The organism is Streptomyces sp. SID1328 (assembly GCF_009865595.1).
GTDB classification, from domain to species: domain Bacteria; phylum Actinomycetota; class Actinomycetes; order Streptomycetales; family Streptomycetaceae; genus Streptomyces; species Streptomyces griseoluteus.
In genome coordinates, this window is the sequence record NZ_WWKH01000493.1 from 1 (window position 1) to 15,042 (window position 15,042).

At 71.7% G+C, this 15,042-nt stretch carries 14 protein-coding genes and 2 tRNA genes; 10 read left to right on the forward strand and 6 right to left on the reverse strand.

The features are described from left to right. Window positions 1-3 precede the first annotated feature (3 nt). Window positions 4-76, forward strand: a tRNA-Asn gene (locus GT030_RS15395). A gap of 212 nt (window positions 77-288) precedes the next feature. Beyond that, window positions 289-362, forward strand: a tRNA-Ile gene (locus GT030_RS15400). 24 nt (window positions 363-386) lie between these two features. Here the strand turns inward: GT030_RS15400 and GT030_RS15405 are convergent. The 3 genes from GT030_RS15405 to GT030_RS15415 are packed head-to-tail and all read right to left on the reverse strand — an operon-like array spanning window position 387 to window position 3,557. Further along, window positions 387-1,409: a PD40 domain-containing protein gene (locus tag GT030_RS15405; RefSeq protein WP_161201604.1), complete on the reverse strand. Its 1,023-nt coding sequence runs from the start codon at window positions 1,407-1,409 to the stop codon at window positions 387-389. After that, window positions 1,406-2,668: an MFS transporter gene (locus GT030_RS15410; protein WP_202460126.1), complete on the reverse strand. Its 1,263-nt coding sequence runs from the start codon at window positions 2,666-2,668 to the stop codon at window positions 1,406-1,408. The genes GT030_RS15405 and GT030_RS15410 overlap by 4 nt, the downstream gene beginning before the upstream one ends. A gap of 1 nt (window position 2,669) precedes the next feature. Next, a complete protein-coding gene (locus GT030_RS15415) occupies window positions 2,670-3,557 on the reverse strand; it encodes an alkaline phosphatase family protein (RefSeq protein ID WP_161201605.1) in 888 nt (295 codons plus the stop codon). A 254-nt stretch (window positions 3,558-3,811) separates the two neighbouring features. Between GT030_RS15415 and GT030_RS37380 the strand changes: the two genes are divergently transcribed. The 3 genes from GT030_RS37380 to GT030_RS15430 all read left to right on the forward strand — a co-directional run bounded on the left by GT030_RS37380 (window position 3,812) and on the right by GT030_RS15430 (window position 7,454). Beyond that, a complete protein-coding gene (locus GT030_RS37380) occupies window positions 3,812-5,122 on the forward strand; it encodes a prenyltransferase/squalene oxidase repeat-containing protein (protein ID WP_161201606.1) in 1,311 nt (436 codons plus the stop codon). Between the two features lie 71 nt (window positions 5,123-5,193). Beyond that, window positions 5,194-6,489, forward strand: a complete 1,296-nt coding sequence (locus GT030_RS15425) for a methyltransferase domain-containing protein (RefSeq protein ID WP_161200543.1) — start codon at window positions 5,194-5,196, stop codon at window positions 6,487-6,489. Continuing rightward, complete coding sequence (locus GT030_RS15430) at window positions 6,486-7,454, forward strand: hypothetical protein (protein WP_161200544.1); 969 nt, start codon at window positions 6,486-6,488, stop codon at window positions 7,452-7,454. The genes GT030_RS15425 and GT030_RS15430 overlap by 4 nt, the downstream gene beginning before the upstream one ends. Here GT030_RS15430 and GT030_RS15435 read toward each other — a convergent pair. Further along, window positions 7,387-8,373 (reverse strand): helix-turn-helix domain-containing protein, encoded by a 987-nt coding sequence (locus GT030_RS15435; RefSeq protein ID WP_161200545.1) that lies wholly within the window; start codon window positions 8,371-8,373, stop codon window positions 7,387-7,389. The genes GT030_RS15430 and GT030_RS15435 overlap by 68 nt on opposite strands. A gap of 141 nt (window positions 8,374-8,514) precedes the next feature. Here GT030_RS15435 and GT030_RS15440 point away from each other — a divergent pair, with 141 nt between their 5' ends. The 5 genes from GT030_RS15440 to GT030_RS15460 all read left to right on the forward strand — a co-directional run bounded on the left by GT030_RS15440 (window position 8,515) and on the right by GT030_RS15460 (window position 12,431). Further along, window positions 8,515-8,916: a hypothetical protein gene (locus tag GT030_RS15440; RefSeq protein ID WP_161200546.1), complete on the forward strand. Its 402-nt coding sequence runs from the start codon at window positions 8,515-8,517 to the stop codon at window positions 8,914-8,916. Between the two features lie 34 nt (window positions 8,917-8,950). Then, window positions 8,951-9,388, forward strand: a complete 438-nt coding sequence (locus GT030_RS15445; protein WP_346009651.1) for a hypothetical protein — start codon at window positions 8,951-8,953, stop codon at window positions 9,386-9,388. A gap of 56 nt (window positions 9,389-9,444) precedes the next feature. Further along, the gene (locus tag GT030_RS15450; RefSeq protein WP_161200547.1) at window positions 9,445-10,185 is read left to right on the forward strand and encodes a D-Ala-D-Ala carboxypeptidase family metallohydrolase; all 741 of its coding nucleotides are present in this window, start codon (window positions 9,445-9,447) and stop codon (window positions 10,183-10,185) included. 95 nt (window positions 10,186-10,280) lie between these two features. Then, window positions 10,281-11,819: an N-acetylmuramoyl-L-alanine amidase gene (locus GT030_RS15455; protein ID WP_161201607.1), complete on the forward strand. Its 1,539-nt coding sequence runs from the start codon at window positions 10,281-10,283 to the stop codon at window positions 11,817-11,819. 75 nt (window positions 11,820-11,894) lie between these two features. Beyond that, window positions 11,895-12,431: a DoxX family membrane protein gene (locus GT030_RS15460; RefSeq protein ID WP_161201608.1), complete on the forward strand. Its 537-nt coding sequence runs from the start codon at window positions 11,895-11,897 to the stop codon at window positions 12,429-12,431. Between the two features lie 67 nt (window positions 12,432-12,498). Here the strand turns inward: GT030_RS15460 and GT030_RS15465 are convergent, their stop codons facing one another. Together GT030_RS15465 and GT030_RS15470 are read right to left on the reverse strand one after the other, a co-directional pair. After that, window positions 12,499-13,326 carry a glycoside hydrolase domain-containing protein gene (locus tag GT030_RS15465; RefSeq protein WP_161201609.1) on the reverse strand — a complete coding sequence of 276 codons (828 nt, stop codon included), beginning with the start codon at window positions 13,324-13,326 and terminating at the stop codon, window positions 12,499-12,501. Between the two features lie 418 nt (window positions 13,327-13,744). Continuing rightward, entirely contained in the window at window positions 13,745-14,782 is a 1,038-nt protein-coding gene (locus tag GT030_RS15470; protein ID WP_161201610.1) for a rod shape-determining protein, read from the reverse strand. Window positions 14,783-15,042: the final 260 nt, after the last annotated feature.

Below are 15,042 nucleotides of genomic sequence, written 5' to 3' on the forward strand. Positions count from 1 at the left end.
CGATCCCCTGTAGCTCAATTGGCAGAGCAGCCGGCTGTTAACCGGCAGGTTACTGGTTCGAGTCCAGTCGGGGGAGCGCGTTGTACGACGGCATGGAACGAGGACCCTGCGGGGTCCTTTTTCATGTCTGGTCTCATGTCCGGGCGACTATGGGAGAGCCCGGGCGGGCCCGGCGGAGTCGTTCCAGGTCAGGGAAGCAGCGCGGAAGCCGACCATCCGAAGCAGGAGATCGTATGAGCGGCTATGCTGCGGCAGACGGCGCGCACAGTTGTACGCGACACGCCGCGAGGGGCGGTAGCTCAGCCGGTTAGAGCAGCGGACTCATAATCCGTCGGCCGTGGGTTCGAGTCCCACCCGCCCCACCCGCACCCGCACCCCGGGTACGTCTAGTCGACGTACGCCGGGGAGACCGCGGCAGTTGCCACGCGGTGGGCCTTGCCCGTGCCGTCCGCCGGGACCGTGTAGAGGTCGGCGCCGTAGTCGCCGGGCAGGGCGTAGACCAGGGTGTGGTTGTCGCGCCAGACCAACTGGTCGTCCACGCTGCGGGGTTCGGCGAGGGCGGTTTCGTGGCCGGTGCCCAGGTTCAGGACGTACAGGTGCCAGGGGGCGTCCCTAGGGGCGCCCTTGACGCGCTTCTTGTAGGCGACGCGGGTGCCGTCCGGGGAGAGGGACGGGCACTCGACGTTCGAGTGCAGCGTGGTGAGCGTGCGGGTGCGCAGGTCGCCGCGGACCAGGTAGGTGCTGCCGTGCGTGGCCTTGGTGGCGTAGAAGGTGCGGTCGTCGGCCGCGAAGGTGACGCCCCAGAAGTTCACGTCAGCCGCCCGGTAGGGCCGGCCGTCCTTGACGGTCCGGTACGCCTCCAGGGTGGGGGTCAGCCTGCCCGTGCGGGTGTCGACGATCGCCGCCCGGGTGGAGAAGGCGGTCCCGGCGTACGAGTCACCGCCGACGAACGCCGTCCAGGCGGCGAACCGGCCGCTGGGGGAGACCCGGGCGCGCGAGGGGATGCCGGGCACGTCGTAGCGGGCCCGTTCCTTCAGCCGGGTGTCCAGGATCACCGCGCGGTAAGTGTCCTGGACCGGCCCGTGCACGGCTCGCAGGCACACTCCGGTGCCCGAAGCGGCGTAGAAGCGGAGGCATTTGACGCCGGACGCGGTGCGCGGGCCGGACGGGTCGTCCGCCGGGGCCGACACCAGCTCGTCGCGGTGCGGACCCCACGCCATGTTCCGGAACACCACGCGGGGGCCGCCACCGGCCAGCGCGAACCGTCCGGCGGCGATCCGCGGCCCACCCGGACGGGCCTGCTCGCGCCGGTCGGCCCGCGCCGACGCGTGCAGCACGGAAGCCGCCGCGACAGCTACCAGGACGAGGAGCGCCGATACCAGGATCAGGACGCGGGAACGCAGGGTCATGCGGGCCTTTCCGGGGTGGTGGGGCGCAGCGCGAGCGCGATCAGGCCGCACAGCGCCAGGGCGACGGCCGACCCGGTGAGCGCCGCGCGGTCCCCCCACGCCGTCCAGGCCGCGCCGAAGGACAGTGAGCAGGTGAAGCGGGCCAGTGCCTGGCCCGTCTGGACCAGGGCGAGGCCGGACGAGCGCAGCTCCGGTGGCACGCTGTCGGCGGCCGCCGCCATCAGTACCCCGTCGGTCGCCGCGTAGAAGGCGCCGTGCAGGAGCAGGACGGCGTACGGCAGGGCGGAGCCGTGCCAGGAGGAGAGCAGCAGGCCGTACGCCAGGAGGAGGGCGAGGTGGCCGCCGAGGAACATCCGCCAGCGGCCCACCCGGTCGGCGATCCGGCCCAGCGGGACCGCGAGCAGCAGGAACGCCGCCGCCGTGCCGAGCGGCAGCAGTGCGAACCAGCGGTCCGGCACGCCGAGCCGCCGTTGCAGCAGCAGGTAGACGAACGAGTCGCTGACCGTGGCGAGTCCGAGCAGGAGGGCGCAGACGGTGATGCGCCGCAGGTCCCGTCGGCGCAGGAGAGCGAAGGCGGCGCGCAGGGTCGCACGGGTGGCGCTCCGGTCGGGGGGAGCGGCCGCGCCCCCCGGTACGAAGAGCACCAGTACCAGGACACCCACCACCGCCACGCAGAAGCTCACGGTGAAGACCGCGTCGTAGCCGTCGACCGTGGCCCGCAGGACGAGGAAGGCGGCCAGCGGGCCGAGCAGCGCGCCCGCCGTGTCCATCGCCCGGTGCACACCGAAGGCGCGGCCGCGGGTCTCGGGGGTGCTGGACAGGGAGATCAGCGCGTCGCGCGGGGCGGTGCGCAGACCCTTGCCGGTGCGGTCCACGGCCAGCACCAGGCCGATCGGGGTGATCGTCTGGGCCACGAGCAGCAGGGGCTTGCAGGCCGCCGACAGGGCGTACCCGGCGCCCGCCACCCACTTGTGGCGCCCGCCGCCCCGGTCGGCGAGGTGGCCGCCGGCCAGCCGGACCAGCGCCGAGACGCCGTTGTAGACGCCGTCGAGCAGCCCGAAGCCCAGCGGGGACAGGCCGAGGCCCGCCACCAGGTACAGGGGCAGCACGGCGGTGACCATCTCCGAGGAGACGTCGGTGATCAGGCTGACCGTGCCGAGCGCCAGCACGGTGGGCGCGACCGCGGTGCGGCGCCGCCCGGCCGGGGACCGGACGGCGTCCGCCGCGGACGCCGTCGCGCGGCTGTCCGCTACGTACATGTCACGGAGCCCAGATGCCGGTGATGTCCTTGGCGGAGGCGGCGTTGCCGGCGTGCGGCAGGCCGTGCATGTCCTCCAGCGTGCGCAGCAGGTCGTAGTGGTTGTACGTGGTCGACGAGGTCGAGCCCGCCGTCACGCCCTGCCCGTACAGCACGGTCGGGATGCGGTTGCCGCTGAGCCGATTGTCCTCGTCGAAGGTGACGACGAGGAGGCTGTTGTGGGTCTTCGCCCACGTCGCGTACGCCCCCAGCTTGTTCTTCAGCCAGGTGTCACCCGTGGAGACCGAGCAGTCGTGCATGTCGCTGCACAGGTCGGGGACGACGAACGAGACCTGGGGGAGTGTCGAGTAGTCCGCCGGGAACTGCGCGAACGTCTTGGCGCTGGACGTCGGTACGTTGCTGAAGCCGAACCACGGGTTGTGCTTGCGGGCGTAGTCGCCGCTGCCGCACGTGGTCGAACCCTGGCTGGGCAGCGTCTCGTTGTAGCTGGCCCACGACTTGCCCGCGCCGATCAGCTCCGAGGCGAGGTTGGGCGCGGAGGAGAAGCCGGGGGTGTAGCAACTGTCGTCGGTGATGCCCTGGGTGGAACCGGAGAACAGGGCGAAGTAGTTGGGCTGGCTGGGGTGGGTCTCGGCGTAGGAGGCGGTGAGGTTCGCGCCGCCGGTGCGCAGCGAGTTGATGTACGGCGCGCTGGACGAGCCGATCACCTGGCTGTAGGCGTGGTTCTCGAAGACCACGACGACCGTGTGGTCCGGGGTCGGGACGGCGGCCGCGGCCCGGGCGGGCGAGGACCCGCCGAGCCCCGACCACAGCCCGGCCGCGGCGGCGACGACAGCGAGAGCGGACGCCACGGCGGCGCGGCGGCGACGGTGGACGTTTCTGCCGGACACTTCTGACCTCCGGTGAGGGAGCGGGGGTGGGGACGGTGCGTTATGAGCATGTACGCGCCAACCCAGCCTTGCCCCACGGCATCCGTCCCGCCAGATGAAATCCGGATGAACGCCAACTCCCCCTCGTCCCCGGCCCGGTCCGGTCGGGCCGTGTCGCCGTCCGCCCGGACGGGCATACTCCTCGCACCGATTCCGGTGCGCGCCCGGTGGGGCGCTTCGTGTGGGGGCCGAGTCCGACCGGGGGGAACTGGACAGTGCGCGCGACCGCGGAGTTATCGGGTACCGGCCTCACGGCGAGCATCGACCGTGCGCTCGGCTGTCTGCGTCACAACTTCCGGACGGTGCCGGGAGCGGCGGGCTGGTACCACTACCTGGACGATCCGAGCCCCGGCGTCACCGCGTCGGCCGTGGGGCTGTTCTGCTTCAGCGTGGCCGGTGTCCGCTTCGAGCGGACCCCGGACGTGGTGGCCTACCTGCTGAGTCAGCAGCGTGCCTCGGACGACAGCACCAATGGGGGCTGGTCGGTCCGCACGACGAACGGCTTCCCGATCGCGGAGGCCACGTCGTGGGTGGTGCGCGCGCTCAGCAGGCCGGGCACCGGGGTGCTGGGCGGCGAGGCGCTGGCGCGCGGGGCGGAATGGCTCCGGGCCAACCAGAACGTCGACTTCGGCTGGGGCTCGTATCTCGGGCAGCCCTCCCGCGTCTTCCACACCGCGCTGAACATGCTGGCGCTCCAGGAGAGCGGCGCGGGGGCGGACTCGCTGGCCGGGGCGCAGCGCTGGCTCATCGACGGGCAGAACGCCCGAACCCCCGCCTGGGGTCCCACCCCCGGCGCGGAGCCCACGATGCTGCACACCAGCATCGCCCTGCTGGCCCTGTCCCGGACCCCCGGAGCGCTCAGCGCCAACACCATGCGCCAGACCGCGGAGTGGCTGCTGGAGCGGATCGAGCCGGGCATCCACGTCGAGCGCAGCACAACGGTGGAGGAGTACGACGTCCCCTACGCGGACGGCGACATCCAGGCCGTCTTCCAGAACTCCCTGCCCCATTTCGCCGGACCGCTGGCCCTCTCCGCGATCCTCTCGACCGGGGTGGTCGACCCCTTGCAGCAGAAGGTGTTCGACTCGGTCAACGCGATCATGGACACCCAGCTCGAAGGAGGCCACTGGGAACTGCCGCGCAGCCCCATGAGACCGTCGGTGTGGGCGCTGTGGCCCTTCGTCTCGGCTCTGTCCTCGGCACGCTCGGCCATTCTTTCCACGCCCCGAGCCAAAGCGGCCCTGCTCTTCCCCGGCTGTGCCATCGTCCAGAGCGAGGACGTGGCCCAGGACCTGACGAGACGGCTGCTGATCCAGAACGCGTTGTTCGACTGGATCAGAAGCCGCAGGGTCGTGCTCGCCCTCTGGCTCGTCGCGGCCGTGACGACCGGCGTCCCCGTGACCCTGCTCCTCGCGGGCAGGTTCTCGGTGAAGGACTTTCTCACCGCCCTGATTTTCCCGGTGCTGCTCATGGTCTTCCAGGTCATCTGGGAGCGGCGGGCCGCGCGTGCGGGAGCGGGCGGGTGAGTGCCGGCACGCGCCGCGGGTCACGGGCGGGACTTGCCCTCCAAACGGCCGGGGAGCGCGCAGCCTGTGAGATGTGCGACGAGGTCAGCGCGTTCGGGGCGCACGCCACCGGAAGCTTCGTTCCGGAGCGGGCGCCGCGGGGCGGCCTGCGCGTGCGGCGCCGGGGCTTCTCGCGCCTGATCCGGCGTACCGGCGCGGTCGACGTGCTGGCCGGGCTCGGCGCACTGCTGCCGGGATACGCGCTGATCGTGCCGCACCGGCACACCGCTAGCCTCGGCGAACTGCCGGTCGGGGAACTGGCAGAGGCGCTCTCCGTCGCGTGGCAGTACGCCGCCCTGATCGAGAAGGAACTCGGCCACGCCACCGTCCTGGTGGAGCACGGCTCCTCCGGTGCGACCGACAGCGGAGGCGGGTCCTGCATCGTACATTCGCACCTCCATATATTTCCGCTCCTCAACGCTGCGCATTCTGCCCGCTTCGTGGCGCCGGGAAGTCGGAAAAGCTCCGAGTTCGCCGATGTCGTTGACACCGCGCGGCGCGGGGAAAACTATTATTTCTGCACATGGAAACGTGACGAGGTGTACCTGTTGGCCGATCCTGATCTCCCCTCGCAGTTCGCGCGCCGCGTCTGGTCGGAAACGCTGGAGCTGCCCCACCTGTGGGACTGGGCGGCCTTCCCCTTTCTCGATCACTGCGCCGACACGGCACGGCGGCTGGGCGGCTCGGCGGATTCCCCCGAGGAGCAGCAGATGCGCGAGACTCTCTTCGCCTACGGGGCGGCGGCCGCCGGTTACGCGGAGCGGACCCGGCGCTTCGCCGCCGGGTCGTCGATGCCGCAGGACATCGTCGCGTTCGCCCGCTCGCACGAGGGGCCCCTGCTCGACGCGGGCTCGGGGGCCGGACGCGACGCGGCTGCCTTCGCGGACGCGGGCAAGGACGTGATCGCCCTGGACGCCTGCCTGCCCCTGCTCGACCTGGCACCGGCCCGCCCCGGGGTCCGCAAGGTGAGCGGTGATGTGCGAGCCCTGCCGCTGGCCGGTGAGTCGATGGGCAGCGTCTGGTGCTCGGCGGTGCTTCTCCATCTGCCGCCGGCGCAATTACTCAGGGCGCTGGCCGAATTCCATCGCGTACTCCGCCCCGGAGGTGTCGCGCACATCTCGGTCAAGGAAGGCGAGGGGCACGCCTCTTTGCCCATAGGGGCGGACAGTGTATTTCTCCGGCATTTCTTCTATTACCGTATCGACGATCTGGTCACGCTCGCCCGGCGGGCGCGGTTCGAGGTCGTGCGGTCCTGGGTCGAGGAGGAGCAGGATTCCTCCGAGGACATGCAGCGCTGGGTAAAATTCTGGCTGAGGAAGACGGGGTGATTCCGTCCCCCGCTCCGGCCGGCCGCGCGCCGTTGCTGCCCCATCTGCACCTCCACCTCGAACCCGAGGAGCGCAAAAGGCGCGAACTCGGCATGCCGGGGCGGAACTTCGGCGACCGTCACCAGTTCTTCGAGGCGCACCGGGTGGACCGGGCGGACGCCGTCCCGGTCACGGTCCGGGACCTTCGGCGCTTCCTCGCCGACGTCCACACCGAGCAGCGTGAACAGGGCGTCGCTCACGCCGAGTTGCGTCTCTCACCGCGCCGCTTCCTGCGGGACGGCATGACCTGGCAGGAGTTCACCGACACCGTCCAGGGCTGCCTGGCCCCCCTGCGCGACCCGGTAATGCGGGCCGTCCTGCTCGTCAACCGGAACAGCCCCGCACCGTTTCTCGCCATGGTCACCGAGCGGATCGCCGAACTGCCACCGGTGTTCACAGGCGTGGACCTCGCGGGCGACGAGATCCAGCACACCGACGTGCGGCCCGCCGTGCCCCTCTTCCGCGCCGCGGCCGACTCCGGGCTCGGACGGACCGTCCACGCAGGGGAGTTCGGTCCCGAGGAGCACATCTGGCGGGCGCTCGACGTACTGGGTGCCCAGCGCATCGGCCACGGGGTGTCGGCAGCCGCCGGCTCCGCCCTGCTGCGGCGGATGGCGCGGGACGGAATCCTGCTGGAGGTCTCCCTGACCTCCAATGTGGCCCTGGGGGCAGTCCCGGGACCGGCCGCTCACCCGCTGCCCGCCTTCCTGGAGGCGGGAGTTCCCGTCGCGTTCAACTCCGATGTACCGCTGCACACCGGGCGAACCCTGGTGGATGAACTCCGGCTCGCCTCGGATGCGTTGGGGGCTGCTCCCGAGGTGATCCGGGATCTCCAGTCGCGGGCAGCCCGGCACTGCTTCACCCGTCACCCTCCCGCACGTTCCGGCTCAGCATCGTCGCCCCCAGCAGGGTCAGCGTGTGGATGACGGAGTTTCCGTGGCGGTGGCTGGTGATGAGGCCGGCGTCTCTCAGGGCGGTGGTGTGGTGGGTGGCGGTGGCGGGGGTGACGCCGGCGCGGTGGGCGGCTTCGGTGGTGGTGGCGCCGGCGGCGGTCGCGCGGAGGACAGTTGCTCTCGCCCGGCCCAGGAGGATCTCCAGGGAGGGTGAGCCTGCCGTCGGGCGGGGCGGCTCGTGGTGGAGGGAGTAGGCGAGGACCGGGGGGAGGGCGGGGTCGGCCAGGGAGACCGGGCCCTTCCAGCAGAAGTAGGAGGGGATCAGCAGCAGGCCCCGGCCCTGGAGGCGGATGTCGTGCTCCGTCGGGTACGTGCCGATCTCCAGCCGGGGGTGCTGCCAGCGCACCGCCGGGCCGAGGCCGCCCAGGAGGCCCTCGGTGCCGCCGTCGAGCGAGTGCCGGGCCAGCCGGACGCGCTCGGTGTGCACGCCCTCGTGCATCCACTCCTCGTGCGGCTCGATCACCGCGCGGTGGTAGGCCCGCAGGACGCTCACCAGCTCGGTGCGCGGCTCCTTCTCAGGCAGCCGGGCGAGGTGCGGGGGTACGCGTCTTATCCGCGCCAGCGCCGCCAGTTCCGCCGTCACCCGGGCCGGGGGTGTCGACAGGATCGCCTTCAGCCCCGCCTCCAGGCCGGCGGTGCCCTCCAGCGGGGTGAGGAAGTCCGGCCAGTACGACGCGCGTGGATACAGCGGGAGCAGGAACTGCCGTACCGCGCTCTCCAGTCCCGCCTCCCGTAACCGCTCGCGGGCCGTGCGGTACCAGTGCGCGTAGGCCCAGCGGCCGGCCGGTGTCTGGAAACGGTGGAGGCTCGCGGCGATCTCCCACAGGGCGTGCGGAGCGGGGGCGACCCGTGTCCTGGCCAGATCCTCCGCCGAGAAATGGAAGCGAAGCAAGCTCAACACCCTTTCCACCGGCGTTATTTGACGCTGTTCGAATGAGCATGACAGCCGAAAGCGCACACCGGAGCATGAACTCGCTCCGCCGCACCGATCTCCGAGGCACCACCCGTACCTTCCGCACACCGAAGGAACCCGATGGCGAAGATCCTCACCCACCCGGCCGCAGCGGCGGCCCTGCTCGCGGCCCTCGCCGTCTCGGCGCCCGCCACCGCGTCGGCCGCCCCCGCCAGCGCCTCTTCGGCGGCCACCAGTTGCTACGGCGGTGCCGTCACCGTCAGCTACGGCGACGCCGTCGAGTTCGGCCCCTACACCACGACGTCCCGCTGCACCGACATCAACCTCCGCATGGTCGGCGGTGACGCCGAGTTCGTCTGGGCCTGCGTGAAGTTCACCCGCGTCGGCGAGTGCAACTACTGGACCAAGGTCGGCCGGAGCTGGAAGACCATCGCGACCGACGTCAAGGACGGCAGCAAGTTCACCGTGCCCCTCGGCGTCGACCTCGAAGGCTCCTCCGCGCACGTCCAGATCGCCTTCTGACACCCGTAAGGGCCCCCGGACAAGGGCCCCTCAAGTGATCGGACCCACCATGACCCGCACCCGGAGAACCGCGGCCGTCCTCGCCGCCACCACCGCGCTGCTCGCCGCCGGCGCCACCGCCCCGGCCGTCGCCCAGCCCGAGAAGGCCGCCGCCGCCACCTCCTGCTACGGCGGCGCCAAGTCCCTCACCTACCACTACTCCACCGCCGCGGTCGAGTACGGCACCTACACGACCACCTCGCGCTGCTCCGACATCAACATCAAGCTCAGCAGCTCGGCCACCGGCTTCCTGGACGCCTGCGTCGTCTTCGTGGACCACACCACGCTGTGCAACCACGACAACACCTACTCCACGTTCGTCCCCCAGTGGGCGACCGTCGCCACCGACGTCAAGGACGGCACCCGCTTCAAGCTCCGCGTGCACGCCTACGACACCGACGCCCAGAACGTCCCGTTCCAGCTCGCCTTCTGACCGCGGACGCCTTCCGGCCGCAGACGCATCTGACCGCAGACCCCAGGGAGTTCACCATGACCTTCTCTCCGAACCGCCGCACCGTCCTGCGCGGCACCCTCGCCGCCACCGCGGGCGTCTTCGCCGGACCCGTCCTGCTCTCGGGCAGCGCGCAGGCGTACAACTGGACGCGGACCATGAACCAGGGCGCCACCGGCGCCGACGTGACCGAGCTGCAGATCCGGGTGGCCGGCTGGGCTGCGGACTCCGCCTCGCAGTCGCGGGTGAGCATCGACGGCGACTTCGGTCCCGGCACGGCCGCCGCGGTGCGCCGCTTCCAGGCCGCGTACGGACTCTCGGCCGACGGCAGCGCCGGGCCCGCCACCCAGGCGCAGCTCAACGCCCTCGAGCAGTCGGACGGTTCAACCGCGCACTTCAACTGGAGTGAGTTCTACGACCGTTCGAGCGGCAACTTCAACGGTGGCAAGGTGAGCGCGGCCGCCGTCAAGGAGAACGCCCGCCGGGCCATGTACAAGCTGGAGGCGCTGCGCAAGAAGCTCGGCAACGTGCCGATCACCGTCAACTCCGGCTTCCGCAGCATCGCGCACAACGCCGAGATCGGCGGCGCCAGCGACAGCATGCACCTCTACGGCACCGCGGCCGACCTCGACGTGCCCGGCGTCGCCAACCGCACCGTCTACCAGAAGGCCGAGACCTGCGGCTTCTCCGGTCTGGAGCGGTACGACGTCGACCACCAGCACGTCGACAGCCGCGCCGACCTCGGCCGCTCCTGGTGGTGGGAGAGCGGCACCATCTGACCCGCCGCAGCCCTGGGGCCGGGGACCGCACGAGGTCCCCGGCCTCCGCCCGTCCCCACCCGGAACCGCCCCCACCCGGAAGGCCACACACCCCCATGCCCCGCATACCCCTGGCCCGCGCGGCCCTCGCCGGCCTCGGCACCCTGGCCGTGATCGCCGCCGCCGTACAGCCCGTCAGTGCCGCGCCCCGCGCCGAGAGAGCCGAGGGCCCCGTCGCCCACGCCTTCAGCAGCGCCGCGGCCGAGTACGGCGTCCCGCGCGACCTCCTGATCGCCCTCGGCTACAGCGAGACCCACCTCGACGGCCACCACGGCCTGCCCAGCCAGGCGGGCGGCTACGGCGTGATGCACCTGGTCAGCAACCCCGACCAGCACACCCTGGAGCTGGCGTCCCGGCTCACCGGCGACACCGCCCGCGAACTGCGCACCGACACCGCCGCCAACATCCGGGGCGGCGCCGCCGTCCTGCGCTCCTACGCCGACCACGCGGGACTGAGCACGGCCGAGCGGCGCGACACCGACGCCTGGTACCCGCTCCTCGCCCGGTACGGCGGCGCCACCGACCCCGCCACCGCCCGGCTCTACGCCGACACCGTCTACACCTTCCTGGCCAAGGGCGTCACCGCCCGCGCCGAGGGCGGCGAGAAGCTGAGCCTTCCCACCCGCGAGGTCGCCCCCGAGCGCGGCAGCCTCGCCCCGGCCGCGCAGAGCCCCGACTACCCCTCCGCCCTCTGGGTCCCGGCCAACGCGGCCAACTACGCCGTCGGCCGCACAGCGGCGATCAGCAAGGTCGTCATCCACGTCACCGAGGGCTCGTACGCCGGGACCATCAGCTGGTTCCAGAACCCGTCGGCGCAGGTCAGCGCGCACTACGTGGTGCGCTCCTCGGACGGCCAGATCACCCAGATGGTGCGCGAGAAGGACACCGCCTGGCACGCCCGCTCCGGCAACGCCACCGGCGTCGGCATCGAGCACGAGGGGTACATCGACAACCCGAGCTGGTTCACCGACGCGATGTACCGCTCCTCCGCCGCGCTGACCGCCTCCATCTGCGCCCGCTACGGCATCCCCAAGGACCGCGCGCACATCGTCGGCCACTCCGAGGTGCCCGGCAACGACCACACCGACCCGGGCCCGAACTGGAACTGGACCTACTACATGCAGCTGGTCGGCGGCAGCACCGGCGGCGGCGAGGTCCAGCTCAGCTTCCCGTCGTACGACACCCTGCGCTCCGGTTCCACCGGTGCCCAGGTCTCGGCCGCGCAGTCGCTGCTCAACGCGCAGGGCTTCGACGCGGGCACCGTCGACGGCAGCTTCGGCACGAAGACGGCCTCCGCCGTCACGGCCTTCCAGAAGGCCCGCGGACTCGGCGCCGACGGGGTGGTGGGAGCCCGTACCTGGACCGCCCTGCTCTCGGCCGGCACCACGCCCGCGCTCAGCCAGGGCAGCACCGGCGCCGCCGTCCAGCGCCTCCAGCGGGCCCTGACCGCCGCGCTCGGGCGGACAATCACGGCGGACGGCGACTTCGGCCCGGGCACCCAGCAGGCCGTACGGGACTACCAGACCAGCCGCTCGCTCGGCGTCGACGGTCAGGTCGGCCCGGCCACCTGGGGGGCGCTGCAAGCCGGACGCTAATAGCCTGGGAAGGGACGTGCGGGGGGAGACACCCATACCTTTCTCACCAGGTGGGGGGTCTTCGGAGCATTGGCCATGACCACTACGCGCACCTACCGACCCGCCGGCACCACGGACCGCGCCGTGTTCGGCTCCGCCGCCGACTGGGGGCTGCTGCTCATCAGACTCACCTTCGGTCTGCTGATGGCGGGCCACGGGGCGCAGAAGCTGTTCGGGATCCTCGGCGGCCATGGGCTGACCGCGACCGCCAGGGGATTCGAGGGCCTCGGTTACCACCCGGGGAAGGTCTACGCCACCATCGGCGGACTGTCGGAGCTGCTCGGCGGGCTCGGCCTGGCCGTCGGGCTGCTGACACCCCTGGCCGCCGCCGCGCTGATCGGCGTCATGATCAACGCGATGGCGCTGGTCACCGGCCCCCACGGCCTGTGGGAGTCCGAGGGCGGGGTGGAGTACAGCGTCTGCATCGCCGTCGTCGCCCTGGGGGTCGCCGCCATCGGCCCCGGCCGGCTGGCCTTCGACCGGTTCTTCCGGTGGGGGTCCGGCGGCTGGTGGCCGGCCGCCTTCGCCCTCGGCCTGGGCGGCATCGGGGCGGCCATCACGCTCAGCCTCTAGACGACACGGATGAGCCGCCGCACGCCACCGGTCGCGTGCGGCGGCTCACCGCGTTCCGCAGGACTGCCTAGCCGACGATCGCCACCGGCGCGTCCCACGCGCTGCGGTCCACCGTGATCGTGTAACCGCCTCGCGACTCCTTGCTGTTCACCATGTACTGGTGGGCGCGGCTGTGGTTGGTGAAGGCCTTCGGGTCCCAGGGCCAGTCGGCCGTGGTGGTGTTCTGCTGGTCCCACAGGGCGTACCAGAGGTTGCCCGGCAGGTCGGTCTTGTCGGTCGCCGTCGCCACGGCCTTCGCGCTGGAGCTGGTGAAGCCGTAGTAGCCCGCCCGGTAGACCTTGCCGCGCAGCGTCTTGGTGAAGGAACGGACATAGGACAGCACGGCGTTGTTGCACGCCTTGTCCGTGGTGTCGTACGGCTCCATGTCGAGGTAGACCGCGCTGCCCGGCTTCATGCCGAGCGCCGACGCCTTGGCCACCGCGTCCTTGGCGTCCGTGGCGCCGAGGGACGTCGCGTCGGTGGTGGTCATCTTCTCGGGGTTGGCGCTCTTCTGGCAGGGCGGCTGGGCGCCGACGTAGAGCGGGACCAGCTTCCAGCCCTGAGAGTTGACCGTCTTCACCCAGGACGCGGTGAGGTTCGGCTGGGCGCAGCCGCGGTTCTTGCCGCCGATGTAGACGGCGGCGGCGCCGTAGAAGCCGGTCTTCCACGCCTTCATCGCGGCCGCGGACGGCGCGGTGCAGGTGTCGAAGGCGCGGCCGGTGAAGGTCTTCTGCGCGGGCCAGACGGTGGCCGCGCTGGACGCCTGCGCCGCGATGCCGGCTCCGGCGACGACCGCGACACCGGCCGTGGCCCAGGCGAGGTAACGACTCTTCTTGGACAGCCGATGGCTGGACATCCCCACCCCAGATGCTCATGCCCCACGGCGCGGACGGCGCGGCGCGGGGCGAACGATGTGACTTCCGGTACGGCGGCCGTCCGGTTCCGGGGCGGCGGGCGTACGAAGTGACAGCACTCTAATGCAAGGGGTGTGTAAGGGGGTTGGGTGCCCGGTGTGCCGGCTCCCCGCGGCGGGGCCGGGGAACGGGGTGATCACATTCTTTTGGCCGGGCGGGCTTGGGGCGGTCGCGTTCTGGGCACCGTCCTCCTACCGGTGTTCGGTGTCGGTTGGGAGGAGGGTGACGTGGAGCGTCAGATTCGCGTGCGGGTCAGTCGTCGGCCAGCGGCTCCGCGGGGCCAGGAGATCGACCGCAGGACGCCGTCGGGGCGTGTCCTGCCCTACTGAGACCAGGGCCGCCGTAGCTGTCAAAGGGGCGTCAGGCGGCCAGCGGGGTCAGGACCAGCGGAGCGATCCGTCCCTCCAGCATGGCGCCCAGACCCTGCACGGCACAGATGTCGGGGCGTTCCGCGATGTGCGCCGGGATGCCGATGGCCTCCTGGAGCATCTTGTCCAGGCCCGGCAGCAGCGCGGTGCCGCCGACCATCATGATGCCCCGGTCCACCAGGTCGGCCACCAGGTCGGGCGGGCAGTCCCGCAGCACCTTGCCGATGCCGTCGAGGACGGCCAGCAGCGGGGTGTGGATCGCGTCGCGCATCGCGGCCGTGTCCACCCGTACGCTGCGGACAAGGCCCGTGGCCACGTCCCGGCCGTGGATCTCGGTGGACACCGGGCCCTGCGAGGTCAGACCGTTGTCCGACAGGGCGATCTGGAGCGGGCGCACCGACTGGCTGGGCAGTATCAACTCGTGCTCGTGCCGCAGGTGTTGCACGATCGCCCGGTCCACCGCCTCACCGCCCACCGGAATGCGCTCGGCGGTGACGATCGAGCCCAGCGACAGCACCGCGACCTGGGTGGCCGCCGCCCCGCACACCATGATCATGCTGGCCTCGGGGCGTTCCACCGGCAGTCCGCAGCCGACGGCCGCCGCGATCAGGGTGTCCACCAGCTCCACCCGGCGCGCGCCGATTCCGACCAGCGTCTCGATCGTCGCCCGGCGGGCCAGCGGGTCGGCCTCGTGCGGGGTGCAGGCCGCCGCCCGCAGCCGGGGCTTGCGGCGCAGGGCGCGGCGCATCCGGTCGCCGATCAGGTGCCGCAGCATCCGCTGCGCCATCTCGATGTCGACCACCGTGCCACCGGACACCGGCCGCACCACCCGGATGTACGGCGGGGTGCGCCCGGTCATCTGCTCCGCGAAGTCACCGACCGCGATGAGAGCGCCGGTACGGGTGTTCACGGCCGCCACCGAGGGCTGGTCGACGACGAGTCCGGCACCCTTCACATAGACGCGGGTGCGGGCCGCGCCCAGGTCGACGGCGAAGTGGCAGCGGCTCAACTGCTCCAGGCTGACGGTCACGGCAGTTCCTCCCGAGTGCGCTGACCATGGGCGGGCCGCAGGATTCGACGGGCCGCACTGGAAATCCTGCGCGGGCACCGGCGCGGGTGCCTTCTGGAGGGGGCCGGGTGGGGCGCCGCTGAATGGGGGGTTTGGGCGCGACTACGCCGTGTCGGGCTGGCCCTCGGGGCCGGGGAGTGTCAGCGGATCCGGGAGGGTCAGCGCCCGCTTCATCACCTTGCCCATGTCGTTGCGGGGGAGGGCGGGGAGCAGGTGCAGTG